This is a genomic window from Niabella digestorum (assembly GCF_036409055.1).
GTDB lineage: Bacteria > Bacteroidota > Bacteroidia > Chitinophagales > Chitinophagaceae > Niabella > Niabella composti.
This window is the reverse complement of sequence record NZ_JAZGLY010000001.1, coordinates 259,901-272,189: the sequence shown is the minus strand read 5'-3', so window position 1 is coordinate 272,189 and position 12,289 is coordinate 259,901. Positions and strand designations below refer to the sequence as shown.

14 protein-coding genes and 1 other RNA gene are annotated in these 12,289 nt (G+C 41.2%); 10 read left to right on the top strand and 5 right to left on the bottom strand.

From position 1 onward, the window contains the following. Positions 1–11: 11 nt before the first annotated feature. The 4 genes from V2H41_RS01160 to V2H41_RS01145 all read left to right on the top strand — a co-directional run bounded on the left by V2H41_RS01160 (position 12) and on the right by V2H41_RS01145 (position 3,208). Entirely contained in the window at positions 12–887 is an 876-nt protein-coding gene (locus V2H41_RS01160) for a lysophospholipid acyltransferase family protein (RefSeq protein ID WP_330973276.1), read from the top strand. A gap of 55 nt (positions 888–942) precedes the next feature. After that, an RNA gene (ffs, locus tag V2H41_RS01155) (signal recognition particle sRNA small type) lies at positions 943–1,042 on the top strand. Between the two features lie 192 nt (positions 1,043–1,234). Beyond that, the gene (gene fsa, locus V2H41_RS01150; protein ID WP_330973275.1) at positions 1,235–1,888 is read left to right on the top strand and encodes a fructose-6-phosphate aldolase; all 654 of its coding nucleotides are present in this window, start codon (positions 1,235–1,237) and stop codon (positions 1,886–1,888) included. An 84-nt stretch (positions 1,889–1,972) separates the two neighbouring features. Continuing rightward, on the top strand, positions 1,973–3,208 hold the full coding sequence (locus V2H41_RS01145; RefSeq protein ID WP_330973579.1) for an ABC transporter permease: 1,236 nt from the start codon (positions 1,973–1,975) through the stop codon (positions 3,206–3,208). Between the two features lie 2 nt (positions 3,209–3,210). Here V2H41_RS01145 and V2H41_RS01140 read toward each other — a convergent pair whose 3' ends face one another. Then, positions 3,211–3,945 (bottom strand): TrmH family RNA methyltransferase, encoded by a 735-nt coding sequence (locus tag V2H41_RS01140; RefSeq protein WP_330973274.1) that lies wholly within the window; start codon positions 3,943–3,945, stop codon positions 3,211–3,213. 18 nt (positions 3,946–3,963) lie between these two features. Between V2H41_RS01140 and tamL the strand changes: the two genes are divergently transcribed. Next, a complete protein-coding gene (gene tamL / locus V2H41_RS01135; protein WP_330973273.1) occupies positions 3,964–6,333 on the top strand; it encodes a translocation and assembly module lipoprotein TamL in 2,370 nt (789 codons plus the stop codon). 26 nt (positions 6,334–6,359) lie between these two features. Here tamL and V2H41_RS01130 read toward each other — a convergent pair whose 3' ends face one another. Further along, positions 6,360–7,142 carry an LOG family protein gene (locus V2H41_RS01130; RefSeq protein WP_330973272.1) on the bottom strand — a complete coding sequence of 261 codons (783 nt, stop codon included), beginning with the start codon at positions 7,140–7,142 and terminating at the stop codon, positions 6,360–6,362. A gap of 233 nt (positions 7,143–7,375) precedes the next feature. Here V2H41_RS01130 and V2H41_RS01125 point away from each other — a divergent pair, with 233 nt between their 5' ends. The 4 genes from V2H41_RS01125 (at position 7,376) to V2H41_RS01110 (ending at position 9,255) form a co-directional block, all read left to right on the top strand. Then, positions 7,376–8,146, top strand: a complete 771-nt coding sequence (locus V2H41_RS01125) for an exodeoxyribonuclease III (protein ID WP_330973271.1) — start codon at positions 7,376–7,378, stop codon at positions 8,144–8,146. After that, positions 8,146–8,460: a DUF4286 family protein gene (locus tag V2H41_RS01120; protein WP_330973270.1), complete on the top strand. Its 315-nt coding sequence runs from the start codon at positions 8,146–8,148 to the stop codon at positions 8,458–8,460. Before V2H41_RS01125 ends, V2H41_RS01120 begins: the two co-directional genes overlap by 1 nt. 300 nt (positions 8,461–8,760) lie before the next feature. Then, complete coding sequence (locus tag V2H41_RS01115; RefSeq protein ID WP_330973269.1) at positions 8,761–9,030, top strand: HU family DNA-binding protein; 270 nt, start codon at positions 8,761–8,763, stop codon at positions 9,028–9,030. 99 nt (positions 9,031–9,129) lie between these two features. Next, positions 9,130–9,255, top strand: coding sequence for a 30S ribosomal protein THX (locus V2H41_RS01110; protein ID WP_330973268.1), 126 nt, complete (start codon positions 9,130–9,132; stop codon positions 9,253–9,255). A gap of 68 nt (positions 9,256–9,323) precedes the next feature. Here the strand turns inward: V2H41_RS01110 and V2H41_RS01105 are convergent, their stop codons facing one another. From V2H41_RS01105 to pyrH, 3 genes are all read right to left on the bottom strand, one after another. After that, positions 9,324–9,650 (bottom strand): DUF6686 family protein, encoded by a 327-nt coding sequence (locus tag V2H41_RS01105; protein ID WP_330973267.1) that lies wholly within the window; start codon positions 9,648–9,650, stop codon positions 9,324–9,326. A gap of 93 nt (positions 9,651–9,743) precedes the next feature. Beyond that, positions 9,744–10,385, bottom strand: a complete 642-nt coding sequence (pdxH, locus tag V2H41_RS01100) for a pyridoxamine 5'-phosphate oxidase (protein WP_330973266.1) — start codon at positions 10,383–10,385, stop codon at positions 9,744–9,746. A gap of 27 nt (positions 10,386–10,412) precedes the next feature. Next, positions 10,413–11,123: a UMP kinase gene (gene pyrH / locus V2H41_RS01095; protein WP_330973265.1), complete on the bottom strand. Its 711-nt coding sequence runs from the start codon at positions 11,121–11,123 to the stop codon at positions 10,413–10,415. A 180-nt stretch (positions 11,124–11,303) separates the two neighbouring features. Here pyrH and V2H41_RS01090 point away from each other — a divergent pair, with 180 nt between their 5' ends. Continuing rightward, the gene (locus tag V2H41_RS01090) at positions 11,304–12,287 is read left to right on the top strand and encodes an aldo/keto reductase (RefSeq protein WP_330973264.1); all 984 of its coding nucleotides are present in this window, start codon (positions 11,304–11,306) and stop codon (positions 12,285–12,287) included. Positions 12,288–12,289: the final 2 nt, after the last annotated feature.

Below are 12,289 nucleotides of genomic sequence, written 5' to 3'. Positions count from 1 at the left end.
GCATTATACCCATGTACTATATTGTTTATACTTTTTTTTATTTAATGTCATTACTCCCACTTAGGGTGCTTTATTTCATTTCCGATGGCATATACGGCATTCTTTACTATATAGTCCGCTATCGCCGGGAAGTGGTAATGAACAATCTGCTTATTGCTTTCCCTGAAAAAAGCGAAGAGGAAAGAACTGCTATTGCAAAAAGCTTTTATCATAAATTAATCGATTCGATGATAGAATCGTTAAAACTGCTTTCAGCATCCGACGCTTTTTTTGAGAAAAGATTTAGAGGGAATTGGGAGGTAGTAGAGCAATTCTATCAAAACGGACGTTCGGTGCAGCTACATCTAGGACATAATTTCAACTGGGACTGGGGCAATATGATGATAGCCCGCAAAACCTCTTTCCAGTTTATTGGTGTATACATGCCTATCCACAATAAAGCATTTGAAAAACTATTCAAGAAAATACGTAGTCGCGGTGGTGCTCATCTCATCAATGCTACCAAGATGGCACGCGAATTTCTGCCTTTCCGTCGTTCGTTGTATTGTCTGGGTTTGATTGCAGATCAAAGCCCAGGTCGCATAGACAAAGCCAAATGGTTTTATTTCTTTAACAGAAAAACCGCTTTTACCATAGGCCCTGCTAAAAGCGCCATTACCAATGATGCAGTTATAGTATTCGCATTTATCAAATGTGTAAAGCGCGGCTACTATGAAGTAGAGTTTACCGTAAACACCCAACATCCGCGCGAGCAAAACGCAGATCAGCTCACTTTACAATTTGTTAAGTTTTTGGAAAATAACATTAGGCAATATCCGGATATGTGGTTGTGGAGCCATCGTAGATGGAAACATGAGTGGAAAGAAGGTGATACTGTAGTCACATAAATAAAACTGCCCCATAAAACCTTTGGCAGGTTGCCCCCGATACACTATTTTTGCGGCGCAGGTCTCATACGGCCAGCTCCTGATAAACCTCCCCAGGGCCGGAAGGCAGCAAGGATAGTCGGTTGTAGCGGCGCGATGTGAGTAGCCTGCATTTTTTATTTTAAATATTTCAGCCCGGATTTATTGATTATTGCCAATCTTTTCTAAACTTTGATAAGGGCAAGCTTGTTAGTTTATTAAACCTTTATACATCCGATTGCTGACACAAGGACCCACAAGCCCTGATGTTATGCTATTTATAAAAAAGGTGAAAAAAGTTCTTATAACAATTTAAACGTTTACGCTTTATGAAATTCTTTATTGATACGGCTAACCTCGATCAAATCAAAGAGGCCAACGACTTAGGTATCTTAGATGGTGTGACCACTAACCCCTCCTTAATGGCCAAAGAAGGGATTAAGGGACAGGAGGCCATTATGAAGCACTACCTCGACATCTGCGAAATCGTAAATGGCGACGTAAGTGCCGAAGTGGTAAGCACCGATTATGAAGGCATTATTGAAGAAGGGAAAAAGCTAGCAGCCCTTCATCCTAATATTGTGGTAAAAGTACCGATGATTAAAGACGGTATTAAAGCCATCAAATGGTTTACCGACAATGGTATTAAAACCAACTGTACACTAGTATTCAGTGCCGGACAGGCTATATTGGCTGCAAAAGCCGGAGCTACTTATGTTTCGCCATTTATCGGCCGTATTGACGATAGCGGCTGGGATGGTGTTCAGCTAATCGAGCAAATCGCTCATATCTACAATGTGCAAGGCTTTAAAACCCAAGTATTGGCAGCCTCCATTCGCAACACAAATCATATCATTCGCTGTGCCGAAGCCGGAGCTGATGTATGTACCTGTCCGCTGGAACCCATTTTGGGCTTATTAAAACATCCGCTTACTGATATAGGTCTGGCTAAGTTCTTGGAAGATGCCAAGAAATGGCAGTAATTTTTGGTTATTTGTTTATGAGTTGAGAGGTTAGCAGCATAACAGATCATTTATTTATCATTCAACTTTTAAACTAAGCAGACCATAGGACTATCATCGTTTATAGCGAATCGGATAGCATTTAATCAAAACCGATCATTTTCGAAATTTATTATAAGGCTGTCCATAGCCGCTACCACCATCAGCGTAGCGGCTATGATTATTACTTTGGCTTTTGCCAACGGCTTCCAGCAAAAAGTTAGTGAAAAGATTTTCAGTTTCTCCGGACACATAAGGGTGCAGTATGTAACCCCTTTTGCATCCTTAACTTCAGAGGAAATTGCCATTAATGCCGACAGTAGCACCATGCTGAAAATCAAAGCCGACCCTGACGTACAAACTATTCATCCCTATGCCACACGTTATGCCATTCTAAAAACACCTGAAGACCTACAAGGGGTACTCGTGAAAGGTATAGATAAGCATTTCGATTTCACCAGGCTGGAGGAGTTTATGGTTAAAGGCCGTTTTCTGTCATTTAACGACAGTTCTTATAGCCGGGACATTGTTATTTCCCAAAAAACTGCATCTGAATTAAAACTCGATGTAGGCGACCGAGTGCTCATCTATTTTATCCGACCCGACGGTTCTAAAAGACCTGATCGCCTCACTGTGAAAGGGATATTTAAAACCGGTATTAGCGACTTTGATAACACATTTGCACTGGGCGATTTAAAACTCATTCGCAGACTTAACGGCTGGGAAGAAGACGAAATAGGCGGATATGAAATTTTCCTGAAGGATTACAGAAAAGTCGATGAAGTAATCCAACACCTCGAAACGCTGCCCGACCTTCCCGCCACATGGAGTGTACGTAATATCAAAGAGCTGGCGCCCAATATTTTCGATTGGCTTAATATGCAAAATGTAACACGCAATGTGCTCATCGGTATCATGATTATTGTAGCTATTATTAATCTCATTACCTGCCTCATCATATTAGTACTCGAACGCATGCGTATGGTAGGTATTTTGAAAGCCGTTGGTGCTACAGATTGGATGGTACAGAAGATATTTTTGCAACACAGCACATTCATTGCCCTCACCGGTATTCTGGCAGGAGCTGCAATTGGCCTAGGTTTATTGTATGCCCAGATAAAAACAGGTTTTATCAAGCTTAACGAAGAAGCATATTATCTCCATACCGCAGCCGTTAAAATATCGGCCTGGGAAGTGGCACTTATCTGTTTCAGCACCTTTATCATTTGTTTTTTGGTACTGATGATTCCCTCTTACATCGTAAGAAAAGTGCAGCCGGTAAAGGCCATCCATTTCAGATAATATTAAGTGAGGTGAGAAAGAATAATGCCTGTAGCCACTGCCGCATTTAGAGATTCGGCAGCTCCGATTTTAGGAATTGTAATTTTCTCATGAAGCAGCGGCAGCACATTTTCCCTAATTCCGCGAGATTCGTTACCAATAACTAGCAATCCTTGGTGTAGAGTTTCGAAGGTTTGCAAGGGTTTTCCGTTTAAAGAAGCACCGTAAATCTTTACGCCAGACGGTTGCTGTAGCCAAGCAGCCAAATCGGTATATAACAATTCAATCCTAAAAATGCTACCCATAGTAGCTTGTACTACTTTAGAGCCATACGCATCGGCACAGTCTGTACTGCAAATAATCTGTCTAATCCCAAACCAGTCAGCAGTGCGTATAATAGTACCCATATTGCCGGGGTCCTGAATACCATCCAGTACCAGAGCTAAATGGTCTTTCTTAAATTCAAATTTTTGGTGGAAAGGTTTTTCTATCAATGCCAATACCTGATTGGGAGTAGTGAGTTGGGATATTTTTTTTAATTCGATATCGGTTACTAGCTGAAATTCTCGCCCAGATATGGCGGTTTTGTTCTGTAATAACCATTCTTCCGTAGCATAAATCTTGCGGATACGGATATTTTGTGCAGCAAATGCTTCACTTACTATCTTGGGGCCTTCCACAACAAAAAGGCTTTCGGCATCCCTTTGTTTTTTTTGGCTTAAAGTTTGAATATATTTGGCCTCAGATTTAGTAAGCATTTACATTAATTCAGACAATTGCTTAACAAAGTATCAGTATACAAAAATACAGGACTTTATCTCTTACCAATAGTATTGGTACTGTTTTTTTCATCCTGTACCATCTTCACTGTCGTAAAGAATGAGCCGGCAGGCAAACCCTATATTTTCGAAACCAACATTAAAGTAGATGACGCCCGGCTTACGAAAAGCGAAAAGCTCCGACTGGAAGGAGGATTGTATCAGCAACTTGATGACAGCATTGCCGCACGCAAATTAGATAAGGTATTCTGGAAAGTTTTGAAGAATCCGCAGGTATTAGATAGCAGTCTTATTACAAAATCCATGGAGCATATGAATTACTACCTCAATGGCGAGGGGTATTTTCATGATTCCATATCATTCACCACAGCAATAGAGAATGCCGGAGCGCATCAGAAAGCACGTATCACCTTCCATGTAAAACCCGGCCCTGTTACACGCATCGACTCTCTAGCATATACGCTTTTGAATGACAGTATTAAAAACCTTGTTGAAAAGAATACCGATGCTGCGTTTGTCAAAGAAGGCGATCCCTTTGCCCAAGCACCTTTGTCTGCCGAACTGGACAGACTCGTAGAACTCCATCGCAATAATGGATATCTTTTGTTTTCTAGAAACCAGCTTTACGTATTATGGGATACGATGGACCTGGAATTGCTGGTACCGGAGTTCGATCCTTTTGAGCAGGCCATGCATTTGCAGAAACTCAAGGAACGGGTAGATAATCCCATCGCCAACATTGAAATTAGGCAAAGACCCGATAGTACTTTTAAAAAATATTATGTAGGCAATGTTACGGTATATCCCGATACCCGAACCGACACCTTGAGGAGTGCAGGAAAAATAACTACCCTAGATAATGTAACTGTTATACAGCGCTCCAATAAATTTAGACCTCATATATTTCCTCAATACATTTATCTGAAAAGAGGTGAGCTATACAGGCAAAATCGTTATATGCGTACGCTGAACCGCTTTAATGCATTAGGCACATGGCGACTGGTAGATATTGCGCAGATTCCGCGAGATAATACCGATACTGTGGATTTTGAAATACAACTCAATCCTGCTCCCAAATACAATTTTACTACCAATTTGGAAAGCAGTTTCAGCGAAAGTGCCATCAGCGGTCGCTTTGTAGGTATAGGCGTCAATGTAGGGTTGCAAAACCGAAATTTTCTCCGGAGTGCCAGTCAGTTTAACACCAATGTTCGCTATGGTGTCGAACTGGGAGGGATTATCAATTCCGGAGAATTTATACAAGCACAGCAGGTAAGCCTGAGCAACTCTCTTGTTTTCCCACGCTTTGTATTTCCTGGTATGCACAAATTGAAACGCGACTTTAGAGGAAATATCCAGTCAGTTCTTACACTGAATGCAGCGAATACCGAAAGAAGATACTTATTCAATCTTACCAGCTTTAATACGGCCTGGGGATATGACTTCACTTGGCGTGCCCGTCCCGAAAAATATGCAGTAAATAATCGCACCTATTCCATAGGCATTAAAATTCCCAATATTGAATACTCTTATATCAAGAAAAGAGATCGGTTGCTCACGCTTATAGATAGCAATCCTTCTATCAAAAATCTATTCTCAGATGGTTTAATTACCTCGGTTATTGCCAATTTTTCCATGCCTTGGAACAGCAGCAACAAACGTAGTATTAATGTGCTGAAATTAAACCTGGAAGCATCGGGATTGCTTACGGGCATGGTGCATAGTAAGTTTATCGATGAACAATTGTATCGCTTTATAAAAGCAGATGCAGAATATGCGAAGTTGCTTAAGCTGGGCAGCCAATCCGGATTGGTATTACGTGGTTTCGCAGGGATAGGATATGAACTAGAGTCCACACCCAATCCAGAAAAGCGTACACAATTACCATTCTTCAAACAATACTTTAGTGGAGGTCCCAACAGTATGCGTGCATGGCAATTGCGACGACTGGGTCCTGGCTCTACCATTAAAAAATTTGATGGGCCTTATAGTGTGCCCGACCGATTTGGAGATGTTCAGCTGGAAGCTAATATTGAGTACCGGATGCCATTGTTCAATATCTCAGGCATTCCTATCAATGGGGCATTGTTTACCGATATCGGAAACGTGTGGCTGCTGAAAAAAGACGCCGGGCTGGAGAATGAGACCTTCAAATTATCGCGTTTGGGAACCGACTTGGCTATCGGAGCCGGAGCCGGTATCAGAGCCGATTTCGGCTTCTTTGTCATACGCTTGGATTATGCCTATAAAGTGAAGGACCCCAGCCCCGACTTAGAGAATGCGGCATATCAAAACAAATTCTTTGCTTATCCTTTCTTCAAAGGAAGTCAGTTGCAGGTGGGCATCGGCTATCCTTTCATTTTCTAAGCAGACTCATCGCAATCCTCTCTTTGCTAACTTTTCTCAAATAACCAAGGAATACGTTTTCTTCTTTTGATTTTATAGTTAGAGGTAATATACTTGCGAATATGTTCCATTGCCTCATCAATATCATCTGTAAGCAATACCAGCTCCAAGTCTTCGGGGGATATCGTTCCTTTTTCGGCCATATCCTCAATGGCTGTCATTAGATCGGCATAAAATTCTTTTCCGAACAACACGATAGGAAACTCGGTCACGGTTTTGGTTTGCACCAATGTCAGGATTTCAAAAAACTCATCCATGGTACCAAAACCACCGGGCATAATGATAAAAGCATAACTATACTTAATGAGCAACGTCTTACGGGTAAAAAAATGCTCAAAGGTTACCGCTTTGGTGAGATATTGGTTGTAGTGTTGTTCAAAAGGAAGTTTAATATTACATCCTACCGATTTGCCTCCTGCTTCAAAAGCACCGCGGTTAGCAGCTTCCATAATACCGGGACCACCACCAGTCATGGTAGTAAACCCCATCTCGGCAATACGACGACCAAACTCTCTGGCCTTTTTATAATAAATGTGATCTTCCGAAAAACGGGCCGAGCCAAATACGGTAATACAAGGCCCTACGAAGTGCAAACTTCGCAAGCCTCTAAAAAGCTCCCATGCTACTTTACACAAAAACACAAATTCGTATCCGCGACTTTTGGGACCTTCCAGGTACACGGCTTCTTTAGCAGGTATAATGGGTTCGGCAATTTTTCTAGCTTTCCTTTTTTTCGCAAACTCGTGTGTAGATTCTTTTGTAGATTCCATAAACAGCAAAAACAATTTTACAATACGAATGTTTCATCCGGCAAACTACCATCTTCAAGAAAGGTACTTTCCTTCAGCGAATATAAAGGATAAAAAATTGTAGTGAAATATTAAGCATCCAAATAAAATCCTCATAATAGCTAATTAATAAGTTCAAACTATATCCATAACTACTAAATACTATTAATAGCAAGATAAACTTATTTTTGTTCCTCACCGATCAACTCACTATCATGCGTATCATCAGCTACAATGTAAACGGCATACGTGCCGCTATTAAGAAAGGGTTTATAGATTGGCTACAGTCCGATCCGGGAGATATCATCTGTCTTCAAGAAACCAAAGCCGAAAAGAGCAACATTGACTGCTCCGTTTTAAATGAAATGGGCTACCATGATTACTGGTTCTCGGCCCAAAAGAAGGGATATAGTGGAGTAGCCGTATTTACCAAAATAAAGCCAGATAATGTGGTTTATGGAACCGGCCATCAAGTAAGTGATGAGGAAGGACGTGTTATACAGCTAGATTTTGGCGACGTTCGTCTTATCAATGCCTATTTCCCTTCAGGAACCAGCGGGGAAGTAAGACAAGCCTTTAAATACGCATGGCTAGACGAGTTTTTCGACTACGTCAATGAGCTTAAGAAGAAGCATCAAAAGCTGATTATATGTGGCGATTACAATATCGCACACAAAGAAATAGACATTCACGACCCAAAGGGCAATAAAAATTCTTCAGGATTTTTGCCCGAAGAACGCGCTTGGATGGATAAATTGCTAAGCCATGGCTTTCACGACACCTTTCGCATTGTGCACCCTAATGAAGCGCACCGTTACAGCTGGTGGAGCCAACGCTTTCCTAGCGTACGTCTGAATAACAAAGGCTGGCGTATTGACTATATTACAGTTACGGACGCTTTGAAAAACAAAGTAGAAGATGCTGAAATTTATCCCGATGTAAAGCACAGTGATCATTGCCCTGTGTATTTAAAACTGAAAGTATAATGCAACCCCGTATTGTATATAATGTTACCAGCAAAGTAAGCCATCAGATTCACGAAGCTTGGCTACAGTGGATGCGAGAGCATCATATTCCCGCTATGTTGGCAACAGGTTGCTTTATAAAAGCAACCATCTTAAAACTAAAAGAAATCGACGAGAGCGAAGGACCTACCTATGCTATTCAGTATTTTGCCGCCTCTGAAGCGGATTATCGACGCTATCTTTCACAATATTCAGATGCCTTAAGACAGGAAACCTTGGACAAATGGGGTGATCAATACATCGCATTTCGCACTGTAATGGAGATTGTGAATTGAATGTGCATAAGATTTTTGAGAGTGTTCGTTTATTCAAAAAAAAATGTATATTCCTCTATAAGCCTCTACAGTAGCGTATTTGAAGCAACTCCTTCCAAAATCCTTGTCTGTAGCGGATTTCAGCCGATTCGCTCATTTCATACCAACCTATTAGCCTCTCCCGTCTTTTGCGCAAATCCTTACTCCGTCTAGCTTTGACAGCAATTTTCTGAGGAGATTTATAACAAAATATTTTGTTAGTATGAGATAAAACCCTCTAAATTTGTTGTACTTAAAAGTAAACACACTAAAAATTAAATTATGAACAAGTCTGAATTGATTGAAAAGCTTGCTAAAGATGCCGGCATTACTAAAACACAAGCTAATGCTGCCTTAGATTCATTCATTGATGCTGTTACTAAAACCTTGAAAAAAGGAGATAAAGTAACTCTGGTAGGTTTTGGTACTTTCTCTGTATCTAAAAGAGCTGCACGTAACGGACGCAACCCACAAACCGGTGCAGTTATCAAAATCAAAGCTAAAAAAGTGGCTCGCTTTAAAGCTGGTAAAGAGCTTGCTTCTAAGCTCTAACCGCGTAGTCGCACAAAGTATTGAATGCCCTGCCTTAGTCAGGGCATTTTTCGTGAATTTTATGTAGGTTTGCGGCAAAATTGAAACAACTATTATATTATGGGTAAAGGCGACAAAAAAACCGTAAAAGGTAAACGTTTTAAAGGTTCATTTGGAAAATGCCGCCCGCGTAAAAAGAAAAAACTGGCGGCGAAAAAAGTTGCTGAAACTGAAGCGGCTAAGTAATTTCAACTTACGAAAAAACAAATTGCTAAACAGGAGCTCTAAGCTCCTTTTTTTATTATCTGTCTTCTCTATCCGAACAATCCTAGCAATTCCTGCACCTTTATTTCATTATCCGCCTCCTCGAGCATTCCGTAAAGTCTGGAAAGCTCGTTGGGTGTAAGCAACAGATTCACATCACTCGCAGATGTAGGAATGATAATAATTTTGGCGTCTCTATTGATATAAGCGTAGTTATGAGCTGCCTTATTTCGAACATGACTGCAGAAAACAGTAAAGTTTGCTTCATCCACTGTAATCAGAGTTGAAATGAAAGCAATCTGATAGTGCCTGCATTGTTTACAGCGCACTATATACCCTTCATCACAATAACAAAGGAATTGAAAATCGCAGGACATAAGCTGTTTTCCTGCAAAAGTTCTTCATCTCCCCAATTTTATAGCTTCGCATTCGGGAAAAGATTTTACCATATGCGGAAAAATAATCGATGACTAAGGAGCCAGGCGCTGAATGAGCCAATCACCCTTATCCTGCAAAGTGTATAGAATTCTATCATGTAGCCTGTTTGGTCTTCCTTGCCAAAATTCGAGGCTCTCCGGCTTCAAAATATAACCACCCCAGTAGTCGGGTTTTTCAATCTTATGTCCTTTTTTAACAGCTTCTTCTAAAGCTTGTACTCTCGATTCTAACTCCTGTCTATCGGCAATTACACGGCTTTGTGGCGATGCGCAGGCCCCAATTTGACTGCCTTCAGGTCGGGAGAAAAAGTATGCTTCACTTTCTTCCTTAGACACTTTTGACACTACCCCTCTAATGCGCACTTGACGCTCCAGTTCCTTCCAAAAGAAAACTAGGCATGCACGAGGATTTTGCGCTAACTGTTGGCCTTTCTGACTTTCATAATTGGTAAAGAAAGTAAAGCCCTCTTGAGATACTCCCTTGAGTAGTACAATACGAGCGTCAGGAACTCCATCTAGCGATGCTGTTGCAAGGGTCATTGCATTAGGCTCTGTAATCTGCGAATGAATGACCTCATCCCACCATTTTTCGAACTGCGCTATAGCGTCTGGCAATACATCTGCTTCAGAAAGGCTTTTCTGGGAATATTGGGTTCTGATATCAGCGATGTTCATATGATGCTATTAAACAGCTGTGGACCATTAACTGATGAGTGTACCTACATCTTCTCCAGCCACTACTTTTGCCAAATTGCCTGGTTTATTCATATCAAATACAATAATCGGTAATTTATTTTCCATACACAAGGTAAAGGCAGTCATATCCATAATGCGTAGATTATTGGTAAGACACTCCTGATAGCTTACGGTTTTATATCGGGTTGCGGTGGGGTCTTTTTCTGGGTCGGCGGTATATACGCCATCTACGCGGGTACCTTTTAAAATTACATCAGCATTAATCTCTATTGCTCTCAGTGAACCTGCCGTATCAGTAGTAAAATAGGGGTTTCCGGTTCCGGCTCCAAAGATGACCACTCTTTCCTTCTCCAAATGCCTAATGGCTCTGCGACGAATATAGGGCTCTGCAATCTGTTCCATTACAATAGCGCTTTGCAGGCGTGTAAACACTCCGGCCTTTTCCAGGCCTGCCTGAAGAGCCATACCGTTAATCACCGTTGCCAACATTCCCATATAATCGCCATGCGCGCGCTCAATTCCCGTCTGAGCTTCATTCATTCCTCTGTAAATATTACCACCACCGATTACTATAGCAACCTGAACACCCATGTCCACTACAGCCTTGATTTCCTGTGCGTATTGGGTAATAATATCGGGGTCCATTCCATAATTTCTATTACCCATTAAAGACTCTCCTGAAAGTTTTAACAATATCCGCTTGTATTTAGGTTGCATTTCAACTTATTTTTATTAGGATAATTGGTTTTTTACAAGGCGAAGATAGGGAACAGTTAAAAAGTTTGCAGACTTAAAGCTTGAAAAGTTTTCATCAACTGATGGAAGAGGACACTAAAGCTGCCATATTATTAAGCTATCTTTACAATATCTTTCATTCACATTGAAAAAAATGATACCATGAAGAGAAAATTAGGTACTACAGATGTTGAAGTAACCCCCATTACCATGGGCGCCTGGGCTATAGGCGGTTTCATGTGGGGAGGAAACGACGAGAAAGATTCTATCGAAGCTATACAGGCGTATATTGACAATGGTGTTACATCCATTGATACTGCTCCTATTTACGGATTTGGCTACAGCGAGGAGCTGGTAGGTAAAGCCATAAAAAAATACGACCGCAGTAGAGTGCAAATACTTACCAAATTTGGTATGGTATGGGATATGGAAAAAGGTGACTATGCCTTTGATGGCACGGATAATCAGGGGAACCTGAAAAAAATATACAAGTATGGCGGTTATGAAAAGGCTTTGCGTGATGTGGAAGAAAGCCTGAAAAGATTACAGACAGATTACATCGACCTTATACAACTTCACTGGCCCGACTCTACCACCCCCATCGAAGAAACCATGCGCGCCATGGAAAAAATGCTGCAGGATGGAAAAGTAAGAGCTATTGGAGTATGTAACTATAATGCAGCACAGCTCAAAGAAGCTGAGCAGACGGTAAAACTAGCCAGCAACCAAGTACCCTACAGTATGCTGAAACGTGATATTGAAAAAGAAGTTGTTCCCTACTGTTTGGAAAATAATCTTTCCGTTATCGCATACAGCCCCATGGAACGCGGATTGCTAACGGGCAAATATGCTACCATGCAAACCTTGGCAGAAGGTGATCATCGCAATCACTATTTCAAGCGTTTTGATTTTGCTGCAGTAAAAAGGCTCACCGATAATCTTGCTGATTTAGCTGCAAAATACAATGCCACCACAGCCCAATTGGTACTGGCGTGGACCTTCCATCAGCCTGCCGTAGCTGCTGCACTTGCCGGTGCACGGAATGCAAAACAGGCCGAGGAAAATGCAAAAGCCATGTCCATTTCTATTACCGAGGATGACTTGAAATTGATCGAGGGCTGGCTAAACGATAAATTTTTGCTTTAATT